Here is a 23,503-nt window from a genome sequence, read left to right on the forward strand (position 1 = left end):
TCCGAATATATCGCAACCCTTCGATGATGGGTGTACTCATCCTGGATGAGCAGACACCCCCAGGCGGGAACTGGCATAGCTACTGCGACAGCCTGCAGTTGTTCGCCCAGCGGAAAACGCAACATGCACACCTAAGGCTATGCTGCCCCTGCCAGTGACCCACCCACGCTGCGCTTCTCTCTTATAAAACACGTCACCATCGCCGCCACGCCAATGCTGAAGATATAAAGCGCCTGCGGCCCGGATTGCTCCATCATCGCACTGGCAATCAAGGGCCCGATGGTGGCGCCAATGCCAAACGTCATCAGCAATACCCCAGCCACCGCTACACGCAGCTCAGGCTCCAGATTGTGGTTGGCATGCGCCACACCCAGTGGATACAGGCAGAACTGCAAGAAACCGATGGTGGCGCCCGCCAAAATTATCCACAGCTGTCCTGATGCCAGGCCCAGAGCCAGCGGCAGGTAAGCGATGCACAGCAATAAGGCCGTAGCCCGGATCAGCGTGATGCGCGAAAAATGATCCGACAGTTTGCCCAGCGGCAGCTGCGCCAGCAGCCCGGCGGCAATGCTGATGGCCATGAACTGCCCAACCTGCGCCGGGGTAAAGCCCAGTTGCGCGGCGAAGATTGGGGTCAGCCCATACAGGCAGCCGTTCAGCAATCCCGAAGCAAGGATGGTGAACAACGATTGAGGAAGCCGGCGCAGGTACAGCATCGGTTTGATCCGAGCCTGGCTGATACCGCTCGGCTGGGCGCCGCTGTGCAGGGCCACTGGGATCAAGCCAATGGCAAAGGCAATGGCCACGCCTGTCAGCGCCAGTGTGTGCAACCCATCTCCAAGGCTGAGCATCAGCTGGCCAAGCATCATGCCGACATAGCTGGCCACCATGTACAGCGACATGGCGCCGCCTCGCCGGTTAACCGGAGCACAGTCGTTGAGCCAGCTCTCGATGACCATCAACTGGCACATCATCGCTGCCCCCACGATAAACCGCAGGGCAAGCCACAGCGGCAAGCCATCACTGAGCTGGTGCGTAAGCACCGCGGTCACTATCACCCCGGCGCTCACCACAAAGGCCCGCGCATGGCCGGCCAGGCCAATCAGCCAGTAGCCGGAGCGGGCTCCGAACACCATCCCCAACGCGTTTGCGGCCATCAGCGCGCCGCCCCACAACTGTGCCACTCCGGCTGCATCCAGGCGCAGGGCCAGGTAGGTCATCAGCAGGCTGGAGCCCAGTTGCATCAACAAGGCAGCGACATAAATCGTGCCGAACCTTTTACTTAGTGCGAACAATTGGCTTCCCCAGGGAGAGGGTCGGTAGTCAGGCAAGGCCGTGACGCTGCTTCCAGTCGCCCGGGTACACCACATAGCCGAACAGTGCGTGGCCTGCATAAACCAGTTGCGTGCCTTCGGGAATCCACAGCACCTGGCCGGGCGATACCCGATACAGCTCACCGTTGGCCTGGAGCTCAAAGCAGCCCTCGATGACGAAAATCACTTCGTCGTAGAGCACCGTCCAGGCCACTTCGGCACCTGCCCAGCGGGCAAAGCCTACGCCCAGGTTGGGCGACACTTCGTTGCTGATGGCGCGTGCGACCCACGCGTCACCCGGCGGGCCGCCACGCTGGGCAAAATCCAGGTCGCGATGATCGACCAGGCGCACCGGGCCTTTGCCGCTCGGCACGCGGCTCATACTTCGCGCCTGCTGTTGAACGCTGCCCAGCGAATCCGAGTGCGCACGCCCAGGCCCAGGAACGGCTCAGGCGGGTTGCGTGAGGGCATCCCGGTCACGGCGCGGATGTCGCTCAATTGCCGCGAGTCCGCGCCCACTGCCATGTCGGCCAGCAGCGTGCCGGAAATGGTGCCCCAGGCGGCACCAACGCCGTTGTCGCAGGCGGTTGCGTAGACGCCGTCATCGAGTTGACCGAAGTAATTGGTGAAGTTGCGCGAGATCGCATAGGCACCGCCCCAGGTATGCGTGAACGGCACCTGTTTGAGTTGTGGATAGCGCGCCTCGAACGCCTTGCGATGATCATCGCGAATCTTGTTGCGGGCGGTATCGGTGATGCTACGGCCGTAGCGAGGAACGTGCTTGTAGGTATTGCGAATGATCAGGCGTCGGTCCTGGGTCATGCGCACCGTGGTACCGGCGTGGTCGGCAGGGGTAAGCCCCCAGTCGGCCTGGGCGCCGATTGCTGCCATCTCGGCATCGCTCAGCGGCCGTGTCCAACTGGCGAAGGTCATCACCGGCAGCAGGCGGTTGCGCAGGTAACCGAACTCCTGGGTGAAAATGCTGGTGCCCAGCAATACCTGCGGGGTACGGATCAGTCCGTTGTCGCCGCGCAGCAGCCATTTGCCGCTGGGGTCTTTCTCGAGTGAGCGGATGGGCGACTCTTCAAGCACTTCGACGTTGGCCGGCAGCGCACCACCCAGGCCACGGACCAGGGCGGCAGGCTGCATCAAGTAACAACCCGGGGTATAGATAGCACGGCTGTAGTAGCGGCTACCGAGTACGCCGGCCAGTTCGTCACGCTCCACCACGCGATAGGGCTCACCCAGGTCGGCCATGAGTTTTTCGAAATGGTCCAGGTAGCCCTGGCCACGCTCGCCCACCGCGCCCTGGTACTTGCCCGCATGAGACCACTGGCACTCGATGCCATGACGGTCGATCAAGGTCTGCAGTTGGTCGATGGCGGCCCGGTTCAGCCCCAGCAGGCGCTGCTTGTGTTGCGGGTCGGGATGCTCCAGAGCGAACTTGTGCGGCAGGTCGATGACAAAGCCCGAGTTGCGACCCGAGGCGCCATAGGCGATGCGCTGGGCATCCACCAGGATAATGCGCGCCTGTGGCAGGTGCTCGGCCAGCCGCCGTGCGGCCGCAAGCCCGGCGAAGCCTGCACCGATCACTACATGGTCGGCATTCTGTTCGCCGCTCAGGCGCTTGCTCGGTGCCGGCTCAGGCAGCGCGGCGTACCAACCGCAGCTGCGGTCGTCGTGAGGCAGATTGACAATACTGTTCATGGTTCGGCCTCAGGCCACATGTTGCTGGGTGTCCTGGCAGCTTTGCAGCCAGGTATTACGTTGCAGTTGCGCCTGGCGCCCGAGCAGCACGAACCCGCGCAGGGCACCGGCGTGGTCGTGGAACGCCGCGCTCAATCCATCGCTGGTCGGATCGCAACGCCATTGCCCCTGACAGTCACCGGGTGGCGTCAGCAGGCACAGTGGGGCAACCGGGGTTTTCACGGTCACAGGCGCCAGTGGGTAGTGGGCAGCGGTCGGTTGACCCAGCAACGTCTTGGCCAGGGCACGAATACCCTCGTTGATCGGCGCCAGGTAGGGCAGCAACTGGCCATTGATCTCGACGCAGTCACCCAAGGCGTATATGCCCGGGTGCGAGGTCTGCAGTTGTGCATCGACCTTGATCCCCCGGCCGCAGTCCAGGCCGGCCTCTAGCGCCAGTTCAAGGTTGGGGCGCAAGCCCACTGCGCTGAGCACCAGGTCTGCCTCGACCACTTGACCGTCGGCCAGAGTCAGTTGGTAGCCGTCGCTGTTGCGCTCGATGCGCTGCAAGGTGGTGCGCAGATTCCATTGCACGCCAAGGCCCGAAAGCGCCTGCTGCAAGTGCTGGCCTGCCGCCTCGGGCAGCAGGCGCTCCATGGGCCAGGCGCCCAGGCCGATCACCCGCACCTTGTAGCCATTGCTCGCCATATCGTTGGCGAACTCGCAGCCAATCAACCCGTCACCCAGAATTGCCACGCTCTTTACATCTTTGAGACGTTGGCGGAACGCCTGGTAATCGTGCAGGTTGTTGACGCTGAGCAGCGCCTCGGCGCACCCCTCGATAGGCAACCGCACCGCAGAAGCACCGCTGGCCAGTACCAGTTGGCCGTAGTCCATTTCGCCTAGGCTGGTATGCAGCCGTCGCGCCTGGGTATCAATACGCTCGACCTTGCATCCGGCATAGATACGAATGCCCAATCGCTGCTCGATCGCCAGCGGGCTTTCAGTTGCCAGGGTTGCAGCAGTGCGCCCTTGGGCCAGGGCGATCGACAAGGCAGGTTTGGAGTAGATATGCCCCGACTCTTGGGTCAGTACGCGAATCTCCAGCTGCGGGTCGGCCTTGCGCAGGGCTTGTGCCAGGCCATAGCCGGCATGGCCGCTACCGATGATGACCACCGGTTGCGCCGGGCGGGCGATGGCAACAGGTGGTGCCTGGATGACCGGCGCCGCCGCCACAGCAGCAATCGGAGTGCTCAGTTCGATCATTTCAAAGTCGGCCTTGCCGACCTTGCACTCAGGGCACAGCCAGTCCTCGGGCACATCTTCCCAGCGGGTGCCGGGGGCGATGCCGTCGTCGGGCCAGCCTTTGGCTTCGTCGTAGATCAGGCCACAGATGATGCAGAGCCAGGTTTTCATCGCGTTACCTCCTCACTCGCCCTTGATACGTACGGCCAGGTTTTTGGTCCTGACGTAGCTGTAGAGCGCCTCCTGGCCTTTTTCGCGTCCGAAGCCCGAGAGCCCGACCCCGCCAAACGGGGTTTCGATGCCGCCGGCATACCACTCGTTGACGAACACCTGGCCGGCGCACAGGCGCCGTGCGCAGCGCAGAGCGCGGTTGAGGTCCTGGGTGAACACGCCTGCCACCAGCCCGAAGACGGTGCCGTTGGCAATGGCGATGGCCTGCTCTTCGCTGTCGAAGGGCATCACTGCCAACACCGGGCCGAACACTTCGGCCTGGGCGATCTCCATGTCCGGGGTTACATCGCGCAGTACCGTCGGCGCCATGTAGTGCCCACGCAGGCCAGAGATGGCCTCGCCGCCGGTTGCGACGACGGCGCCTTGCTGTTGGGCCCGCTGGCACAGGGCTTCGATACCCTCGAGCTGGCCTGCAGAGATCACCGGTGTGTGGTCCGGGTTGTCCTGGCCCAGGCCGACGCTCAACCCCTCTGCCATTGCCACGACATCAGCGACGACATCGTCGTAGACCGAGCGATGCACCAACAGGCGTGACATGGCCGAACATACTTGGCCTGCGTTGAAGAAAATGCCGCTTTTCACGCTGTTGATCACTTGCTCGCGATCGGCATCGGGGAACACCAGGGCAGCCGACTTGCCGCCCAGCTCCATGACGCTGGGGGTCGCGTGGTCGGCGGCGGAACGCAAAATGCTCTGGCCGGTAGCAACAGAGCCGGTGAAGACGATCTGGTCGACGTCGCGATGGCCGGCCAAATAGGCCCCCACTTCACGGCCCCGGCCGCAGATCAGGTTGACCGCACCCTGTGGCAGGCCAGCACGCTCGATGGCCTGCATCAGCACGCACAGGCCGAGCGGCGACAGCTCCGGCGACTTGATCACCACAGCGTTGCCCGCCGCCAGGGCCGGGGCCAGGGAGCGCGCGCAGATCGACACCGGGAAATTCCACGGCACGATTTGCAGCGACACGCCCATCGGGTCGTAGACGGTGAAGTCCATGTAGCCGTCGCCCAGCGGAATCGACTTGCCTTCGATCTTGTCGGCCATGCCGGCGTAATACTCGAAGTAGCGCGCAGCCTCGACGAATTCGTCACGCGCATCACGCAGGCTCTTGCCGTTTTCCTGGCACAGCACCCAGGCGCCTTCATCGGTGATTGCACGAATCTGCGCCGCAATCTCAAGCAGCCAGGTCACACGCTGCGCCGGCCGCACGCGGCTCAACACATTGCTGTCGACACAGCGTCGGGCGGCCTGCAGGGCGCGTTCGGCGTCGGCCACGCTGGCCTGGGCGACGGTCGCCACAGGTGCGCTGGTGCCGGGGTTGTGGATGGTCAGGTGCTGCTCACTGTCGGTCCACTGGCCGTCGATGAAGTTCAGCCAGTGCGGGGCTATCGAATGCATGGTGATCACCTCAGGCGCGCTGCGCGCAGTCGAGCAATTGGCGGGCAGCCCACTTGTGGAAGTAGTGGGTCGGCAGGTCCATTTCCGGCGAGAATGCGCCACCGCTATAGCCAGGGGAGAGGCGGCCCTTCTGCATGCCTTCGACCGAAGCGATATCTTCGGCGAACACCACGCGCCAGGACTCCATCACGGCTTTGCGCGAGGCGTCGTAGTGGCTGTCCAGGGCCTGATCGCCGACATAGAACAGGCGCAGGTGTTCGATGGTTTTGCCTGGGGCCACGGGCTCCAGCATCATGGCGAAGGCGTGGTCGGCCTGGATGCCGAGCAGCACGTTGGGGAAGAACGCCACGTACTCGGCGGTGCGCAGGCGCTCCTGTGGCCAGGATGGGAAAATCGGCAAATGGGTGCCGGCAACGGCCGAGAGGTTGTAGGCGTGGCTGCCCTGGCCGGCGAACTCCTCGAACATGATGTTGTAGTGGTCTTCCAGGCGCGAGTAGCTGTTCAGGCTCGGGTGTACCCACGGCAAGTGGTAGGCCTCGCAGTAGTTCTCGACCGCGAGCTTCCAGTTGCAGTTGACCTCGATGCTCATGGCGCCGCTGTTCGCTTCACGGCGCAGCAGGTTCATGCCGTCGCTGCCCAGGAACTGGGTCCAGCGCTCGGTCAGTGGCTTGAGTTGCTCTTCAAGGGCCGGTGCATCGCCGGACAGGTTGATGAACACCATGTCCATCCAGATCGTGGTGCGCAGTGCCTTCAGGCCATGCTTTTCGCAGGCGAAACGCTCGTCCTTGTGCTGATTGATCCCGCCGACGTGCGGTGTGCCTTTGAGGCCGCCATTGAGGTCGTAGGTCCAGGAGTGGTAGGGGCAGCGGATCACGCCCTGCACTTCACCCGCCTGCTGCACCAGTTTCACGCCGCGGTGGCTGCAGACGTTATGGAACACCTGCACCAGGCCTTCGCGGTTGCGCATCATCAACAGCGGCAGGCCCATGAAGTCCACAGGCTTGACGTAGCTGGTGGTCGGCAGGTCGCTGGCAAAACCGATACAGGCCCAGTTGCGCCCCAACACTTCATCGCGCTCAAGCTCGAAATAGCGCTGGTCGGTGTAGAACTCATTGGTCAGGCCATGGGCTTCATGGATCGGTGCCAGAACGGTTTCCAGGGCGTGGACGGGAATAAGGCGGGAATCAGTCGATACGGTCATTTTTGTTTTCTCTTGTCAGATGCACGGCAGGCAGTGCCTTGATGCCTGGCGCCAGTTTCAGCAAGAGAAGGAGGGCTCGACAAACGATTTATTTCAGCGTTATTTATCAGTTTTAATCATTAATGATTTGCGCGCAGGTTAGGGTCTTCGCAAAGGAATAGTTGATGAACGGTCATCTTCTGGATTGCCTACGTTTATGATTTTTTGTAATCAATTGATGACAAGAAATAGTTTGTCGAAGTGTGGGTGATTCTCCCATTTTGTCAGGGCCCAAGGGAGCGTGCCGTGCCTTGGGCCTACGGGAGGACCGCCGCCAGGGATCTGGCACCTGCCTGTGGCAGCGGCGCTATCCAGCCGTGACAAAAAACCCTTGAACAAAAACAATAGGGGATAACCCATGCGTGCCGAATCTGGCCTGCTCAAAGGCCTCAATCCCACCGTGACGATATGGTCGTTGCTGGCCGTTGTACTTTTCGTGCTGTTTTGCGCCCTGTTCGCAGAACACGCGGCTGCTGCCTTTCAACGTGCCTCCGACTTTATCTTGCAGAACTTCAAATGGTTCTACCTGATCTCGGTCACTGGTGTGTTGGGGTTACTGTTTTATCTCATGTGCAGCCAGTTCGGGCACATCAAGTTAGGGCGTGACGACGACAAGCCTGAGTTCAGCTTCGGCTCCTGGATCGCCATGTTGTTCAGTGGTGGCATGGGCATCGGCCTGATCTTCTGGTCGGTTGCAGAGCCCATGTGGCATTACGCGGGCAACCCCTTTGCCACGGGCCTGACCGACGAAGCGGCGACCACCGCCATGCGCATCACCTTGTTCCACTGGGGCCTGCATCCGTGGGCAATCTTTACCATCGTGGGCCTTGGTCTTGCGTACTTTGCCTATCGTAAGGGCTTGCCGCTGAGCATGCGCTCGATCCTCTACCCACTGATCGGTGAGCGCATCTATGGGCCTATCGGTCACGTGGTCGATATCCTTGCAGTGGTGATCACTGCATTCGGTGTCTCCCAGTCGTTGGGGCTGGGTGTGGTGCAGATGAACACCGGCTTGAGCCAGGTGTTCGACCTGCCCATCAGCCTGGGGGTGCAAGTCACCTTGATCGTGCTCATTACCCTGGTGACCACCGTATCGGTGATGGCCGGTGTTTCGCGTGGCATGAAGCGCCTGTCGGAATGGAACATGCTGCTGTCGGTGATACTGGTGGTGTTGATCCTGCTGCTTGGGCCGACGCGCTACATTCTCAACCTGATGCTTGAAAGCACCGGCGACTATGCCCAACACATCGTCGGCTTGAGCTTCTGGAGCGATGCCCAGAAGGACAGTGGCTGGCAGAACTGGTGGACGGCCTTCTACTGGCCGTGGTGGATGACCTGGGGGCCGTTTGTAGGTCTGTTCATCGCCCGCATCTCCAAGGGCCGCACCATTCGTGAACTGATTGCCGGCGCGCTGTTGGTGCCAACCTTGGTGACCATTGTCTGGATGTCGGTGTTCGGGGGCGCAGCCCTCAAGACCGAACAGGTCGACCGCCAGCACCACGAGCAGCAGGTAGCCAGCGGCGAACTGCAGGGCGACAAGGCCAAGTTCGAAGGTGGCACGGTGTTGCTGGCGACCAAGCAGGAAACCACCGCCGCCATGTTCACCCTGCTGCACAAGATCGAAGCAGGTACGTTGGGCAAGGTGCTGAGCGTGCTGGTCTGTATCCTGCTTGCGACGTACTTCATCACTTCGGCTGACTCCGGCACCCAGGTGCTGTGTACGTTGAACTCCATGGGCAGTGCCAACCCGCCGCAGAGTATCCGCCTGCTCTGGTGCATTCTGGAGGGTGCCATTGCTACGGCCCTGCTGATGGCGGGAGGGCTCAAGGCGATCCAGATGGCAAGCATCGCAGCGGGCTTGCCCATTGCGGGGTTCATCCTGCTTATCAGTTACACCCTGATGCGCAGCTTGCGCCAGGAAATGGCTGATGGCGTGCTCGATACACCGCCGGGCGGGCGCATGCCAATCCCGCAGATCATCCCTCAGGGCATCACCCCGGTGACGGGCACACTGACGGGCGGGGGCCTTGATGGAGGGCTGACGGCGAAGAAAGCCAGCTGAGCCCAACCCGGTATGCAATACCCAAGACCGGCAGTCATCCGCTGTCGGTCTTGGGCTTTTCTGGCAGCCTATTTCTGCACGGATGGCTGGGCCATCAACCAGTCCCGGAACAGCCGCACGCTTTCACGGGGGCCCCGCTCGTTGGTCGACTCCAGCAGGCAGAACTTGGCATCGGTCTGCAGCACCACATCATTGGGCATGACCAGCGCGCCACTGCTCAACGCATCGTCCACCAGGTTGCCCCAGGCCAGAGCCACGCCCTGGCCACTGATCGCCGACTGGATCAACATGCTGTAGCTGTTGATGTTCACGCGGTGCTTGGGCGTCATCGGCTGATACCCCAGGCGCTTGAACCACTCCGGCCAACCTACCCAGTCGCGCTGGGAGTCTTCAAGCCACAGCCAGGTGCACGTCGACAAGCCTTCGATGCTGCTCAGTTGCGGATGCCTGGCCAGATAGGCCGGGCTGCATACCAGAAAGATCTTTTCCGAGAACAGCGGCGTGACAGTCATGTCCTTGGGCGGTGGGTTGCAGTAGTACAGCGCGAGGTCGCTCTCGAGCCTGGCGTAATCCTTCACATGATCGTGGGCGATGATCCGCAGATCGATGTCTTCATGGGCACTCTGGAACTCCGACACCTTGGGCAGTAACCAGAGTGAGGCCATGGCGGTACTGGTGGCCACCGTCACTTGCTGGTTGCCATGCCACTGGCGAATCTCGCCCGTGGTACGGGCCAGGTGCAACATGCACTCGCGCACCGTTTCGTAGTACTGCGTGCCGGTATGGGTGAGGGTCATGGTGCGGGTGGTACGGGTGAACAGTGCCTTGCCCAGGTAGTCTTCCAACAGGCGAACCTGACGGCTGATGGCACCCTGGGTGACGTTCAGTTCTTTGGCAGCAAGGGTAAAGCTCAAATGGCGGGCTGCAGACTCAAACGCATGCAGGCTGTTGAGCGGCGGAAGAGGCTGGATTTTCACGGCTTGGGGTTCCACTCATTATTATTATCAGCCGCTCTATATTAATGATCCGTTCAGTCTCCAGGGGGCAGTCGGGAGAAATATTTTGAAGACTGGACCAGACCACAGGCCCCATGATTTGGGGCCTGCCGCAACAGCTTCAGTTCTTCGAACTCACTGTAACAACCCTCAGTGAGAGGGGCGTCGTTCCGGGGTTTCGAACCTCAGATCTGCATCGCCATCCCATCCACATTCATCGCCGCCTGGCGCAAGGCCTCGGAGCGGGTCGGGTGCGGGTGGCAGGTGAGGGCGATGTCTTCAGCCGAGGCCGAGAATTCCATCGCCACGCAGAACTCGCCGATCATCTCGCTGACGCTCGGGCCGACCAGATGCACGCCCAGTACCTCATCGGTGTTGGCATCGGCGAGGACCTTGGCGAAGCCTTCGGTCTCATGGTTGATCTTCGCGCGGCTGTTGGCGGTGAAGGGGAACTTGCCCACTTTGTAGGCGCGGCCCTCTGCCTTGAGTTGCTCTTCGGTCTTGCCGACGCTGGCCAGCTCGGGGCGGGTATAGATCACGCCGGGGATCAGGTTGTAATTGACCTCGTGGGGTTTGCCGGCGATGCGCTCGATGCAGGCGACCGCTTCGTCTTCGGCCTTGTGCGCCAGCATCGGGCCGGAGGTGACGTCGCCAATGACCCAGACACCTGGCACCGAGGTGCGATGATGCTCGTTGGTGAGCATGCCGCGTTTATCGGTCTGCAGCCCGACGCTTTCCAGGTTCAGGCCTTGGGTATAAGGACGACGGCCGATGGCAACCAGTACGTAGTCGGCTTGCAGTGTTTCTGCAGCGCCGCCGGCGGCCGGTTCCAGCGTCAGGCTGACCCCGTCGGGCGAGGCCGTCGCCTGGGTCACCTTGCTGCCGAGCTTGAAGGCCATGCCTTGCTTGGCCAGGGCCTTTTGCAGGGTCTTTGCGGTTTCCTCATCTGTGCCGGGGCAGATGCGGTCGAGGTATTCAATGACGGTGACCTGGCTGCCCAGGCGACGCCACACCGAACCCAGCTCCAGGCCAATGACGCCAGCGCCGATCACGATCAGGTGCTTGGGCACCTCGGGGAGGGCCAAGGCGCCCGTGGAATCGATGATGCGCTGGTTATCGATAGTCACGCCTGGCAGGGGAGTGGGCTCGGAGCCGGTAGCGATGACGATGTCCTTGGCCTGCAACGGCGTCTCGCTGCCGTCCTCGGCTTTGACAATGACCTTGCCGACGCCATCGAGGCGGCCCCAGCCTTTGATCCAGTCGACCTTGTTCTTGCGAAACAGGTACTCGATGCCCTTGGTCAGGCCAGTCACGCTCTCGTCCTTCTGTTTCATCATCTGGGCGAGGTTCAGGGTTGGCTTCACTTCGATGCCGAGGTGGGCAAACTCGTCACCGCTGGCAGCCTCATACAACTCCGAGGCATGCAGCAATGCCTTGGACGGCATGCAGCCGACATTCAGGCAGGTACCGCCAAGGGTCGAGCGGCCTTCCACACAGGCGACACTCAGGCCCAGTTGCCCGGCACGAATCGCCGCGTTGTAGCCGCCGGGGCCACCGCCGATGATCACCACGTCATAGGATTTCATGGGTTTTCTACTCCAGATGAAGAAGCGCGAGATGGACACAAGGTTAAGCTGAGAGCGCTAAGTTGTATACAATCTGAGGTATTCATAAGATCAGTTGGTTCTAGACCTTGGTATCGTTCAGCGGAAACTTCGCACGAATGAACTACCCTGTTTCGGTGGTGTTCGAAATTTCATGTATCGAGCCCAGAAGGAGGGTCGTTCATGCTTGCGCAACTTCCGCCGGCGCTGCAGAGCCTGCATCTGCCACTTCGTCTGAAATTGTGGGACGGTAACCAGTTCGATCTGGGGCCCAGTCCGCAGGTCACCATCCTCGTCAAGGAGCCTCAGTTGATCGCTCAGCTGACCCATCCAACCATGGACCAGCTGGGCGCCGCGTTCGTGGAAGGCAAGCTGGAGCTGGAGGGCGATATCGGTGAAGCCATTCGGGTGTGCGATGAGCTGAGCGAAGCCTTGCTGACGGGGGAAGATGATGCACCGCCACAGCGTGTGGCTCACGACAAGCGCACAGACGCCAAGTCCATCTCCTATCACTACGACGTCTCCAACGCGTTCTATCAACTCTGGCTCGATCAGGACATGGCGTATTCCTGCGCCTACTTCCGTGAGCAGGACAACACCCTCGATCAGGCACAGCAGGACAAGTTTGACCACTTGTGCCGCAAGCTGCGCCTGCAAACCGATGACTACCTATTGGACGTCGGCTGCGGTTGGGGTGGGCTGTCACGCTTTGCCGCACGTGAGTACGGGGCGAAAGTGTTCGGCATTACCTTGAGCAAAGAGCAGCTCAAGCTGGCGCGGCAACGGGTCAAGGCAGAAGGCCTGGCCGACAGGGTCGACCTGCAGATCCTCGATTATCGCGACCTTCCTCAGGATGGCCGCTTCGACAAGGTGGTCAGCGTTGGCATGTTCGAGCATGTCGGGCATGCCAACCTGGCGCTGTATAGCCAGAAGTTGTTTGGCGCTGTGCGAGAGGGCGGCCTGGTGATGAACCATGGCATCACCGCCAAGCATGTCGATGGCCGTCCGGTGGGGCGAGGGGCGGGTGAGTTCATTGACCGTTACGTATTCCCCAACGGTGAGCTGCCGCACTTGTCGATGATCAGTGCAAGTATCTGTGCGGCCGGGCTGGAGGTCGTCGACGTCGAGAGCCTGCGCCTGCATTACGCCAAGACCTTGCACCACTGGAGCGAAAACCTGGAGAACCAGTTGCACAAGGCTGCCGCGCTGGTGCCGGAAAAGACCCTGCGCATCTGGCGTCTGTACCTGGCCGGCTGCGCCTACGCATTCCAGAAGGGCTGGATCAACCTGCACCAGATCCTTGCCGTCAAGCCCTACGCCGACGGGCATCATGACCTGCCCTGGACGCGTGAAGACCTGTATCGCTGATTCCCCGGGGGCGCTTCAGCGGCCCCGGTTACCTATCAGAGTATCGGCGAAATCAACCGCGCAATACGCATCCCTAGCTGTTGAATGCGGTGGGTTTTACTGCTGTCCTCAGGCGTAATTTCCCTGGCCTTCTCGAAATCAGTGGTCAACATCGTTTCGACCTGATCCGCGAAATCCCGATCCACGGTCAGCAGGGTAATTTCGAAGTTGAGCCGGAACGAGCGGTTGTCCAGGTTGGCACTACCGATAGCACTGACCTCGTCGTCCACCAACACCACCTTCTGATGAAGGAAACCTGGCTGATAGCGGAACATGCGTACCCCCGCCCGTACGGCCTCGAAGGCGAACAGGCTGGAAGCTGCGTAAACGATCCGATGGTCAGGCCGCGCTGGAATCAGGATGCGCACATCCACACCGCGCAGCACGGCCAGGCGCAGTGCGGCGAACACGGCCTCGTCGGGAATGAAGTAGGGGCTGGTGATCCATACGCGGCGAGTCGCGGAGTGGATGGCTTCGATGAAAAACAGTGAGCAGGTTTCCTGGGAATCTGCCGGCCCGCTGGCCAGGGCCTGGCACAGCACACCATTGTCAGGATAGGTGTCCGGCAGGATCAGTGGCGGTAGCTGACGCGTTGCCCAGTACCAGTCTTCGGCGAAAGACTCCTGCAGGCAAGCCAGCACCGGGCCGCCGATCTGCACGTGGGTATCACGCCAGGGCGAGAGCTGGGGGTTGCCGCCAAGGTATTCATCACCGACGTTGTGCCCGCCGATGAAACCGGTGACCCCATCGACCACGACAATCTTGCGGTGGTTACGGAAGTTCACCTGGAAGCGATTGAACCAGCCGCGGCGGGTGGCGAAGGCATGGATCTGTACACCTGCGTCTCTGAGGCTCTGGCTGTAGCTGGCGGGCAAGGCATGGCTGCCAACCCTGTCATACAGCACGAACACCTTCACGCCATCGGCCGCTTTGCGCAGCAACAGTTGCTGCAGTGCTTTGCCGAGGGTGTCGTTGTGGATGATGAAGAACTGTACCAGCACCACTTCTCGCGCTTGTTCGATAGCAGCGAAGATGGCGTCGAAGGTGGCCTTGCCATCGATCAACAGCTTCACTTGGTTATTGGCCAGGCATGGCAATCGCCCAAGTTTCGGCATGGCACGCAGGGCGGCGTAGCTCTGTGACTCCCGAGCGGTGAGGGCTTCCTCCACCCATGGCCGCCAGTTGAGGTTGGCCATGGCCACGTGCATTTCCTGGTTGGCCTGGCGCCGAGCCTTGATGTAGGCATTGAAGGAGCGGGCACCGAATACCAGGTAGGGGATGAGGGTGAAGTAGGGAATGAAGAACAGCGACATGGCCCAGGCGATGGCCCCTTGGGCAGTACGCACGGTAAACACCGCATGCAGCGCGGCGATGATGCCAAGCAAGTGAACGAGCCCGAGCACATAGCCGAAGAAGTAGGGGCTGTGGTAATCCATACGCATCCTGCTTGGCAAATACACAGCAGATAACAGAACACTTCCAGGGCCGCCTTGCAACCTGAAAGCGGATTTGCCGTCTAAGCCTTTGCCCGGCCATGAGCCGGTTATTTTGAGGAGCGTTCGTCCATGAAGATTCGTCTGCCAATGCTGGCCCTGGCTTTTGGCCTGGCCAGCCCACTGGTGCATGCGCAGATGTTGCAGCCTGGTCTGTGGGAGCTCACCACCAGCAACATGCAGGTCGACGGTAAGCCGTTGCCGGACATGCAGTTCATGCTTGGCCAACTGAAGAACCTGCCGCCCGAGCAGAGGGCTATGATGGAAGGGGCGCTGGCCAAGCAGGGCATCGCGGTAGCAGGTAATGGCGTGCGTTCCTGCCTGACGCCGGAGCAGGTGAAAACAAACGATATTCCCTTGCAGGACCCTCAGTCAGGCTGCACGCAAAAGATTACCGACCGGACCGGCAATGTCTGGAAGTTTCAGTTCAGTTGCCCAAAAGCTCAGGGTACCGGCCAGGCTACTTTCCTCAGCGATAAGGAGTTCACTACCCAGGTCAACGGGACATTCAATGCTTCGGGTGTCCAACAACGGGGCAGTATGAATACCCGTGCGGTATGGCTGGGAAATGACTGTGGAACAGTAAAGCCGCGTACCTGAAGAGCTCACCATTGCCAATGGCTGGCGGCTACTGCGTCGTGGGCATGCAGGCTTTCTGCATGTACCACACGCAGCTTGAAGGCGGTGGTCCATTCCATCTGTCGCAACGCTTCATGCAGGCGGCGGGCGGCATCTTCGCAGAACATCAGGTTCTGTCCGTTGGCCAAGGCGAATGCCTGTTCGTCTGCGCGTTTCACGGCTGTTTGAACGGCGGTGCCCAAGCTTGCCTCAATCTGGTCGATCAGCTCCGTGACCGGTAGTACTTCCAGGCTTTCGCCCAATCGTACGTGAACCTCAGCCAGGCTCCGTTGGCTGTGGGGGGTAGCAACGATGCCCTGGCTGCTGCCCAACCACTCCACGACCGCCTCTCGGTTCATTGCCTGCCCGGAAAAGTCTGCCTGGAATTGTTGCTGAATCAATTGCCGTGCAAGTGCCGCAGAGCATGGGCAGGTCGACGAATAAGGCACGCGAACCGATAGTTCCACGTGGAACATTCCATTTTCAACCTTGGCATTCACGGTGATCGAGTAGCTTTTCCATCCTGCCAATGGGCTGACAAGGGCCGGCCTTTTCAACAAATGATCGAAGGTCAAACGCAGGTAGGCGGCATGGGATAGGGCCTCATGACTAGCCAGAAAATCTGCCAGTATTTGGCGGATTGCCAACGGAGTCAGCGATTGACGTTCGAGACGCTCCAGTGACAGGTACAGCCGGGACATATGAATACCGCGCGAGGCGCCATCCTCCAGGCTTACACCTGCATCGGCCATGGCCGCTACGCTACGCCCGTCGAAGTGCAAGGGCTGGGCGATCCCGCACATGCCCACCCAGGCCAGTGGCGTAGCATGCTGATGTGTCTGTGCGGCGATATCGGGGAGCGTCAGGCTAGTCATTGGCAATACCAGATAAAAGAAATGTCAGCGGCAGCCACCGACCAGGCTGCAATGCAGATTGAACCGTTGGCCGTTGGAGCTGGAAACGCGGTTAAGAGAGGTCCAGCCAACTCGGCGGCTGTAGCCAACCCAGGCTTCACCATCGCTGGCCAGGCCGGTGAAGAATGTAAGCGCTCCATAGCGGCTGTTGGTTTGCGCCCATAAGCGGCGCGTCGCACTGTCGAAACCGCGCAGGTAGAAGTGGCTGCCCTCCGTACGCACGCTGTAGTAACTGCCATTGGCGTCCTTGCAGGCCAACAGCGTCGCGCTGCGTGTACATACCGCCAGCGTGTTTTGCTGAGGCATCGCAAGCAAGGATGTAGGCGCAGCGAGCAGCAGCAACAGGGCGGCAGGTGACAGGTTCATTTCCATCTCCGGGTACTCATCCGACGAGTACGGCTTGGCGAAATTGTATTGTTACTTTATAACATTGTGCAATGCATCGTTTCGAATGCGTCTGCCTGTAGAGGTTTCGCCATGCCCAATCGTCTTCCCGTTACTGTGCTTTCCGGCTTCCTGGGTGCCGGTAAAAGCACCTTGCTCAACCATGTCCTGCGTAATCGCGACAACCTACGTGTCGCAGTCATCGTCAATGACATGAGCGAAATCAACATTGATGCCAGTGAGGTCCAGCGTAATGTCAGCCTGAATCGGGCGGAAGAAAAGCTGGTTGAGATGAGCAACGGCTGCATCTGCTGCACCCTGCGCGAGGACCTGCTGGAGGAAGTCGCACGGCTGGCGAATGAAGGCCGGTTCGATTATCTGCTGATCGAGTCCACAGGCATCTCCGAGCCGCTGCCTGTAGCTGAGACGTTCACTTTCCGCGATGAGCAGGGCCGTAGCTTGAGCGACATGGCACGGCTGGACACCATGGTGACGGTGGTCGATGGCCTGAACTTCCTGCGCGATTATCAGGCGGCGGACAGCCTGGCGAGCCGTGGCGAAACCTTGGGGGACGACGATGAGCGATCGATCAGCGACCTGCTGATCGAACAGGTGGAGTTTGCTGATGTGCTGCTGCTGAGCAAGATCGACCTGATCAGCCAGCATGAGCGCGAGGAGCTCATCGCCATTTTGCGCAGCCTCAATGCCCGAGCGCAGATTTTGCCGATGGTCATGGGCCAGGTGCCGCTGGCACAGATCCTGGATACCGGCCTTTTCGATTTCGAGCAGGCTGCACAGGCACCTGGATGGCTTCAGGAACTGCGCGGTGAGCATGTGCCGGAAACCGAGGAATACGGCATTGCCGCTACTACCTGGCAAGCTCGCAGGCCGCTGCACCCACAACGCTTCTTTGATTTTATCCACAAGCAATGGAGCAATGGCCGGTTACTGCGCTCCAAAGGCTTCTTTTGGCTGGCCAGCAAGTTTCAGGAGGCTGGCAGCTGGTCGCAGGCTGGCGGCATGATGCGCTATGGACTGGCCGGTCGCTGGTGGCGTTTTGTGCCAAAGGAACACTGGCCGCAGGACGAACAGAGCGCTGCAGAAATTCTTGAACACTGGGTGGCTGAGAGTGGTGACTGCCGTCAGGAGCTGGTGTTCATTGGGCAGAACATCGACTTCGCCCAGTTATCCACAGACCTGGATGCCTGCTTGTTGACCGATGACGAGATGGAAATGGGTCATGCGGGCTGGCTGCGCTTGCCGGATCCCTTCGGTCCCTGGCACACCGAGGAGGCAGCATGACGCCAGCGGCTCAGCCTGTGGATATCCGCCAAGTACACGGCGAATCGCCTCGGGTACTCACCGACATATTTCAAGAGGGCGTGAACCTGGCAGTCTGGCAGCGACGCTTGCCTGCCCAGGTTGAAGACTTCGCGGGATTGGTGGTCAGCCTCGGCCAACCGTTGGCGGACCAGCGGGTGCTCGAGGTGCATGAGCATGAGCCGCCGTTACTGCCGGGCTTTTTGGGGGAAGCGGCTGATCTGCAGGGCTATGAGAGTTTCGTCGCAGATGTGTGCTGGCTGATTTCAGCCTATACGTGCCTGTTGGGTGCACGTCGGGTCGGTCTGCGCGTGCGGGTACTGCACAATGCCATGTGCCCGCGCTTTCATGTGGATAACGTGCCTGTGCGCTTGCTCACGACTTATGTGGGCTGCGGCAGCGAATGGCTGTGCGAAGGAGCCATCGAACGAGCCGGATTGCAGCTCGCACCGGCACCTGTGGATAACATCCAACGACTGCAAGCGGGTGATGTTGCGCTGCTGAAGGGCGAAAAATGGGTAGGCAACGAAGGGGCAGGCCTGATCCATCGCTCGCCGGCTGGCCATGACCCTCGCCTGTTGCTCAGCCTTGACTGGTTGGCGTGACGGGGCATAGTGGAGTGAATTTCGGCCTGAAGTAAACGCATGCTGCAGAACATTCCTACCCACGTCATCGCTGGCCCCTTGGGTGCAGGCAAGACCAGCGTCATCCGTCAGCTTATGGCTCAGCGCCCGGCCGGCGAGCGTTGGGCCGTACTGGTCAATGAGTTTGGCCAGATCGGCCTGGATGCGGCCCTGCTCAGCCGTGATGAAGATGGGGTTGCCATTGCCGAAGTGGCGGGTGGATGCCTGTGCTGCGTCAATGGCACTCCGTTTCAGGTCGGGCTGGGGCGCCTGTTGCGCAAGGTGCGGCCCGACCGGCTGTTCATTGAACCTTCGGGTCTTGGTCACCCCTTGCAGTTACTGGCTCAACTGAATCAGGCCCCCTGGGTTGGAGTGCTGACGCTGCAGCCGATGGTCATGGTTGTGGATGCTCAAGCGCTAGCGCGAGGTGAGCCGTTACCTGATGCGCAACAGCAGGCCCTGGCAGCCGCGGCGCTGGTCGTTTTCAATAAGAGCGAGGCTGTTGATGAAAATAGTAGGTTGTTGATAAATAAGGAATTTGCAGCGAAACAGGGCGTTTGGACAGAGCAGGGGCTGTTAGCAGTTTCCAGACTTCCTTATTCATCCACAGCCGCCGTGAGCGATGCTGCTGTGGATAAAAGGGTTGTGGACAATCACCAAGCGGCCGCAGGCGCCCTGTGGATAGACCCACGTCAGCCAATCTGTCATGCACAGCAAGGTGAGGGCGGCTGGAGTGTCGGCTGGCGCTGGCACCCAAGCCAGCAATTCGATCCACAGGCTCTGCGTGGCTTGCTTGACTCTCACTCATGGCGTCGGGCCAAAGGTGTTATCCACAGCCCGCAGGGGTGGCAGTCTTTCAACGGCCTTGACGGCAATTTGCCGGCTTGGCAGCCGAGTGACTGGCGCAAGGACACGCGCATTGAGCTTATTTTCGACCAGCCCCAACCCCTTCAAGCGCTGCAGGCTGCGCTGGAGGCTTGCCGGGTGGTGTGATCAGTTGTGCCAGCGATTGTGTTCCTGGCGCCATTGCTTCATCTCGATCACGTTGTCGGCCCGTGGCGGCGTATTGATCTCGAACGGGTAGGGCGCCAGCTCGATCTGCACGCTATGAGCGCCAAACTGAGTCACCGTGCCCGGGTGGCGTTGTTCGCCGGTGACAGTGAACTCGAAGGCATACACGCGGGCCAGGCGCTTTCTGCCGTTGGCATCGCGCAGGAATGCGATGCGCTTGAGCGCGACGGCATCGTCGAGCAGCTCCAGATCCAGCTTGGCACAATGCTGTTTGACCCGTTCCAAGGCTTTCTCGCGCAGCCCGTGGTTGTGCCATAACCAAGCGCCTGCCGTGGCCACCAGCATCAGGACGAAGAGATTCTCCAGGGTCAACATTTGCGTATGCTCCAAACAGGTCGATCCAGCTTAACTGCGTCCCTGGTCTGTCGTACAGGTGGCAATCGAGTTCATACTGCGCGACGCACAATCCTTGAAACAGCTTTGGAAAACGCCCGCATGAAACGCACTCCGCACCTGCTCGCCATTCAGTCCCACGTGGTGTTCGGCCACGCCGGCAACAGCGCCGCGGTGTTCCCCATGCAGCGTATAGGGGTCAATGTCTGGCCGCTCAATACCGTGCAGTTCTCCAACCACACTCAGTATGGCCAGTGGGCGGGCGAAGTGCTTGCTCCAGCGCAAATTCCTGCGTTGGTGGAAGGTATTTCCAACATTGGCGAACTGGGGCATTGCGATGCCGTGCTCTCGGGCTATCTGGGTAGCGCCGAGCAGGGGCGGGCGATATTGGCAGGTGTAGAGCGGATCAAGGCGGTCAACCCGAAGGCGCTGTACCTGTGCGACCCGGTCATGGGGCATGCGGAGAAGGGCTGCATCGTGCCCCAGGAGGTGAGCGAGTTCCTGCTGGACGATGCGGTTGCCCAGGCTGACATCCTGTGCCCCAACCAGCTGGAGCTGGACAGTTTTTGTGGCCGGCGCGCGCAAAGCCTGGAAGATTGCGTGGACATGGCTCGCGGCCTGCTCGAGCGTGGCCCGCAGGTTGTGCTGGTCAAGCACCTGGCCTACCCGGGGCGTTGCGAAGACATGTTTGAAATGTTGCTGGTCACCCATGATCACAGCTGGCACTTGCGCCGCCCGCTGCTGGCATTCCCTCGCCAGCCGGTCGGGGTAGGGGACTTGACCTCAGGGCTGTTCCTGGCCCGGGTGCTGTTGGGCGACAGCTGGGTGCAAGCCTTCGAATACACCGCGGCAGCTGTGCATGAGGTGCTGCTGGAAACCCAGGCCTGCGCCAGCTACGAACTGCAGTTGGTGCGCGCTCAGGACCGCATCGCTCATCCGCGGGTACGCTTCGAGGCGCAGCCCCTGGCGTTTTAAAGGGCGTCGGTCTTCAGGTCCTGGTAACGCTTTTCCAGCTCCTGACGGATCTGCCGGCGTTGCTGGCCCTGTAGGAAACGGCGCTTTTCTTCACTGGACTGCGGCTGACGCGCAGGGACCGGGACCGGGCGGCGGTTGTCGTCGACCGCGACCATGGTGAAAAAGCAGCTGTTGGAATGTCGCACCGAGCGTTCGCGAATGTTCTCGGTCACCACCTTGATGCCCACCTCCATGGAGGTATTGCCGGTGTAGTTGACCGAGGCCAGGAACGTCACCAGTTCGCCCACGTGCACCGGCTCGCGGAAAATCACCTGATCGACCGACAGGGTTACCACATAGCTGCCGGCATAGCGGCTAGCGCAGGCATACGCCACTTCATCGAGATACTTGAGCAAGGTGCCGCCATGTACGTTGCCAGAAAAGTTGGCCATGTCCGGGGTCATCAGGACGGTCATGCTCAGCTGGGCGTTTCCAGGTTCCATAGTGTGCTCACGGTGAGGTTGCGCTGAATCGGGGCGGGTATCTGCTGACACTTTCTGTTTCCCCTCTTGAAGTTTGCCTTCCTGATACGGGACGCTGACAGACGCTCCGTCGTCACGCCGATCATGCCATCAGGGGCCGTTGCTCGGCCGATCTGTTTCTACATATTGCGTCGGCAATATGCGGCGGGGTGCGATGTTAACCTGAGTACGCCCATGCAACATGGGCCTTCCTGCATTCAATACAGTATGTACTTGCTGCTCGCTCGGGTTTTCCTTGGCAGAGGAGCGGTTTGCCCGGGCAACGAAAAGGAGTATCGCGCCATGCATGCCATCAGCTTCATCCAGGATCTGGCAGTGATCATGCTGGTCGCCGGGGTAGTGACCATTCTGTTTCATCGCTTCAAGCAGCCAGTAGTGCTGGGCTACATCGTTGCCGGTTTCATCATCGGCCCGCACACCCCGCCGTTCGGCCTGATTCACGATGAAGACACCATCAAGACCCTGGCCGAGCTGGGGGTGATCTTCCTGATGTTCTGCCTGGGGCTTGAATTCAGCCTGCGCAAGCTGTTCAAGGTGGGGGCCACGGCGTTCATTGCAGCGTTTCTGGAAATCGTCCTGATGATCTGGATCGGTTTCGAGATCGGCCGCTGGTTTGGCTGGAGCACCATGGACTCGCTGTTCCTCGGTGCGATCCTGGCGATTTCCTCGACCACCATCATCGTCAAGGCACTCAACGACCTGAAGATGAAAAACGAGCGTTTTGCGCAGCTGATCTTCGGCGTGCTGATCGTCGAGGATATTCTGGGCATCGGCATTATCGCGCTGCTGTCGGGGATTGCGGTCAGCGGTACGGTCAGTTCCGGTGAGGTCTTTTCCACGGTCGGCAAGCTGTCACTGTTCATGATCGTGGCGCTGGTCATCGGCATTTTGCTGGTGCCGCGACTGCTGGCCTACGTGGCGAAATTCGAAAGCAACGAGATGCTGCTGATCACCGTCCTGGGCCTGTGCTTCGGCTTCTGCCTGCTGGTGGTCAAACTCGAGTACAGCATGGTGCTTGGGGCTTTCCTGATCGGTGCGATCATGGCCGAATCCCGCCAGTTGCTGAAGATCGAACGGCTGATCGAGCCGGTACGTGACTTGTTCAGCGCCATATTCTTCGTTGCCATTGGCTTGATGATCGACCCGAACGTGCTGCTCGACTACGCCTGGCCGATTGTGGTGATCACCGTAGCCGTGGTGCTGGGCAAAATGCTGTCCTGCGGCATGGGTGCATTCATTGCCGGCAACGACGGCCGTACCTCGCTGCGCGTGGGCATGGGGCTGTCACAGATCGGCGAGTTCTCTTTCATCATTGCGGCCTTGGGCATGACGCTGCAGGTTACCAGTGACTTCCTCTACCCGGTTGCGGTGGCTGTTTCGGCCATCACCACGTTGCTCACGCCCTATCTCATCCGCGCTGCGGACCCGCTGTCGCTGAAGCTGGGCAAGGTGATGCCGAGCCGGCTGTCGCGCGTGCTGTCGCTGTATGGCGAATGGCTGCGCAGTATCCAGCCGCAGGGTGAAAGCGCGATGCTGGCCGCGATGATCCGGCGCATCCTGCTGCAGGTGGGTGTCAACCTGGCGCTGGTGATCGCGATTTTCTTCAGCGGCGGCTATTTCGCTGTACGTATCGGTACTTGGCTCAGTGAATGGGTGAGCGATGTCAGCCAGCAAAAGGCGATAATCTGGGGCGCGGCGCTGTTGTTGTCGCTGCCCTTCCTTATCGCTGCCTATCGCAAGCTCAAAGCGTTGTCGATGCTGTTGGCGGAGATGGGTGTCAAACCGGAAATGGCAGGGCGCCATACCCAGCGCGTTCGCCGTGTAGTGGCCGAAGTGATCCCGCTGCTGTCACTGCTGGTCATCTTCCTGCTGCTGTCGGCGTTGTCGGCAAGCATCCTGCCGACCAACGAATTGCTGCTGATCATTGCCGTGGTGGCCGCAATAGTGGTGGCGGTGCTGTGGCGCTGGTTCATCCGTGTGCATTCGCGGATGCAGATCGCCCTGCTGGAGACGCTGGAAAACAGCCGGGAAAACACGCACTGAGCGGGAGGGTATCTGCGCTGGATTCCA

At 60.5% G+C, this 23,503-nt stretch carries 21 protein-coding genes and 1 pseudogene; 8 read left to right on the top strand and 14 right to left on the bottom strand.

What is annotated here, in order from left to right; translation table 11 throughout:
• Window positions 1-137 precede the first annotated feature (137 nt).
• The 7 genes and pseudogenes from NGJ21_RS12345 to NGJ21_RS12375 all read right to left on the bottom strand — a co-directional run bounded on the left by NGJ21_RS12345 (window position 138) and on the right by NGJ21_RS12375 (window position 7,074).
• Window positions 138-1,295 (bottom strand): MFS transporter, encoded by a 1,158-nt coding sequence (locus NGJ21_RS12345; RefSeq protein ID WP_115273195.1) that lies wholly within the window; start codon window positions 1,293-1,295, stop codon window positions 138-140.
• A gap of 28 nt (window positions 1,296-1,323) precedes the next feature.
• The gene (locus tag NGJ21_RS12350; protein ID WP_046786775.1) at window positions 1,324-1,695 is read right to left on the bottom strand and encodes a EutQ-related cupin domain-containing protein; all 372 of its coding nucleotides are present in this window, start codon (window positions 1,693-1,695) and stop codon (window positions 1,324-1,326) included.
• Window positions 1,692-3,020, bottom strand: coding sequence for an NAD(P)/FAD-dependent oxidoreductase (locus tag NGJ21_RS12355; RefSeq protein WP_046786774.1), 1,329 nt, complete (start codon window positions 3,018-3,020; stop codon window positions 1,692-1,694). Before NGJ21_RS12355 ends, NGJ21_RS12350 begins: the two co-directional genes overlap by 4 nt.
• Window positions 3,021-3,029: 9 nt before the next feature.
• Window positions 3,030-4,265 (bottom strand): FAD-dependent oxidoreductase, encoded by a 1,236-nt coding sequence (locus NGJ21_RS12360; protein WP_239539515.1) that lies wholly within the window; start codon window positions 4,263-4,265, stop codon window positions 3,030-3,032.
• Window positions 4,254-4,415: pseudogene (locus NGJ21_RS12365) on the bottom strand (rubredoxin); the annotation flags it as partial. The pseudogene NGJ21_RS12365 and the gene NGJ21_RS12360, both read right to left, overlap by 12 nt.
• A 12-nt stretch (window positions 4,416-4,427) precedes the next feature.
• Window positions 4,428-5,873 (bottom strand): aldehyde dehydrogenase family protein, encoded by a 1,446-nt coding sequence (locus NGJ21_RS12370; RefSeq protein ID WP_115273194.1) that lies wholly within the window; start codon window positions 5,871-5,873, stop codon window positions 4,428-4,430.
• A 10-nt stretch (window positions 5,874-5,883) separates the two neighbouring features.
• Window positions 5,884-7,074, bottom strand: a complete 1,191-nt coding sequence (locus tag NGJ21_RS12375; RefSeq protein ID WP_115273193.1) for an aromatic ring-hydroxylating oxygenase subunit alpha — start codon at window positions 7,072-7,074, stop codon at window positions 5,884-5,886.
• A 397-nt stretch (window positions 7,075-7,471) separates the two neighbouring features.
• Here NGJ21_RS12375 and NGJ21_RS12380 point away from each other — a divergent pair, with 397 nt between their 5' ends.
• Complete coding sequence (locus NGJ21_RS12380; RefSeq protein ID WP_115273192.1) at window positions 7,472-9,175, top strand: BCCT family transporter; 1,704 nt, start codon at window positions 7,472-7,474, stop codon at window positions 9,173-9,175.
• A 68-nt stretch (window positions 9,176-9,243) separates the two neighbouring features.
• Here NGJ21_RS12380 and NGJ21_RS12385 read toward each other — a convergent pair whose 3' ends face one another.
• Window positions 9,244-10,152, bottom strand: coding sequence for a LysR substrate-binding domain-containing protein (locus NGJ21_RS12385; protein ID WP_115273191.1), 909 nt, complete (start codon window positions 10,150-10,152; stop codon window positions 9,244-9,246).
• 203 nt (window positions 10,153-10,355) lie between these two features.
• A complete protein-coding gene (lpdA, locus tag NGJ21_RS12390) occupies window positions 10,356-11,756 on the bottom strand; it encodes a dihydrolipoyl dehydrogenase (protein WP_046786768.1) in 1,401 nt (466 codons plus the stop codon).
• Window positions 11,757-11,957: 201 nt separating this feature from the next.
• On the opposite strand from lpdA, the gene cfaB reads away from it, so the two are divergent.
• Window positions 11,958-13,142, top strand: coding sequence for a C17 cyclopropane fatty acid synthase CfaB (cfaB, locus tag NGJ21_RS12395; RefSeq protein WP_046786767.1), 1,185 nt, complete (start codon window positions 11,958-11,960; stop codon window positions 13,140-13,142).
• A gap of 35 nt (window positions 13,143-13,177) precedes the next feature.
• Here the strand turns inward: cfaB and cls are convergent, their stop codons facing one another.
• Window positions 13,178-14,617 (bottom strand): cardiolipin synthase, encoded by a 1,440-nt coding sequence (cls, locus tag NGJ21_RS12400; protein WP_251962168.1) that lies wholly within the window; start codon window positions 14,615-14,617, stop codon window positions 13,178-13,180.
• A gap of 129 nt (window positions 14,618-14,746) precedes the next feature.
• Here cls and NGJ21_RS12405 point away from each other — a divergent pair, with 129 nt between their 5' ends.
• Window positions 14,747-15,274 carry a DUF3617 domain-containing protein gene (locus NGJ21_RS12405; RefSeq protein ID WP_115273190.1) on the top strand — a complete coding sequence of 176 codons (528 nt, stop codon included), beginning with the start codon at window positions 14,747-14,749 and terminating at the stop codon, window positions 15,272-15,274.
• Window positions 15,275-15,279: 5 nt separating this feature from the next.
• Here NGJ21_RS12405 and folE2 read toward each other — a convergent pair whose 3' ends face one another.
• Both folE2 and NGJ21_RS12415 read right to left on the bottom strand, forming a co-directional pair.
• A complete protein-coding gene (gene folE2, locus NGJ21_RS12410) occupies window positions 15,280-16,167 on the bottom strand; it encodes a GTP cyclohydrolase FolE2 (protein WP_251962169.1) in 888 nt (295 codons plus the stop codon).
• A gap of 24 nt (window positions 16,168-16,191) precedes the next feature.
• Window positions 16,192-16,572, bottom strand: coding sequence for a hypothetical protein (locus NGJ21_RS12415; protein WP_039602354.1), 381 nt, complete (start codon window positions 16,570-16,572; stop codon window positions 16,192-16,194).
• A gap of 111 nt (window positions 16,573-16,683) precedes the next feature.
• Here NGJ21_RS12415 and zigA point away from each other — a divergent pair, with 111 nt between their 5' ends.
• Genes zigA through NGJ21_RS12430 form a run of 3 tightly spaced genes read left to right on the top strand, consistent with a single transcriptional unit; the run spans window position 16,684 to window position 19,526 of the window.
• The gene (gene zigA / locus NGJ21_RS12420; protein ID WP_174142385.1) at window positions 16,684-17,892 is read left to right on the top strand and encodes a zinc metallochaperone GTPase ZigA; all 1,209 of its coding nucleotides are present in this window, start codon (window positions 16,684-16,686) and stop codon (window positions 17,890-17,892) included.
• Window positions 17,889-18,515 carry a DUF1826 domain-containing protein gene (locus tag NGJ21_RS12425; protein ID WP_046786763.1) on the top strand — a complete coding sequence of 209 codons (627 nt, stop codon included), beginning with the start codon at window positions 17,889-17,891 and terminating at the stop codon, window positions 18,513-18,515. Before zigA ends, NGJ21_RS12425 begins: the two co-directional genes overlap by 4 nt.
• A gap of 39 nt (window positions 18,516-18,554) precedes the next feature.
• Entirely contained in the window at window positions 18,555-19,526 is a 972-nt protein-coding gene (locus tag NGJ21_RS12430; protein WP_115273186.1) for a CobW family GTP-binding protein, read from the top strand.
• Here NGJ21_RS12430 and NGJ21_RS12435 read toward each other — a convergent pair whose 3' ends face one another.
• Window positions 19,527-19,919: a DUF3301 domain-containing protein gene (locus NGJ21_RS12435; protein WP_012316888.1), complete on the bottom strand. Its 393-nt coding sequence runs from the start codon at window positions 19,917-19,919 to the stop codon at window positions 19,527-19,529.
• Between the two features lie 120 nt (window positions 19,920-20,039).
• Between NGJ21_RS12435 and pdxY the strand changes: the two genes are divergently transcribed.
• Window positions 20,040-20,912, top strand: a complete 873-nt coding sequence (gene pdxY, locus NGJ21_RS12440; RefSeq protein ID WP_046786761.1) for a pyridoxal kinase PdxY — start codon at window positions 20,040-20,042, stop codon at window positions 20,910-20,912.
• Here pdxY and NGJ21_RS12445 read toward each other — a convergent pair.
• Window positions 20,909-21,394: an acyl-CoA thioesterase gene (locus tag NGJ21_RS12445; RefSeq protein ID WP_012316886.1), complete on the bottom strand. Its 486-nt coding sequence runs from the start codon at window positions 21,392-21,394 to the stop codon at window positions 20,909-20,911. The genes pdxY and NGJ21_RS12445 overlap by 4 nt on opposite strands.
• Window positions 21,395-21,715: 321 nt before the next feature.
• On the opposite strand from NGJ21_RS12445, the gene NGJ21_RS12450 reads away from it, so the two are divergent.
• Window positions 21,716-23,476, top strand: coding sequence for a cation:proton antiporter (locus NGJ21_RS12450; protein ID WP_046786760.1), 1,761 nt, complete (start codon window positions 21,716-21,718; stop codon window positions 23,474-23,476).
• The last annotated feature ends 27 nt before the right edge of the window (window positions 23,477-23,503 follow it).

Source organism: Pseudomonas sp. Marseille-Q5299 (assembly GCF_943737035.1).
Taxonomy (GTDB): Bacteria; Pseudomonadota; Gammaproteobacteria; order Pseudomonadales; family Pseudomonadaceae; genus Aquipseudomonas; species Aquipseudomonas putida_E.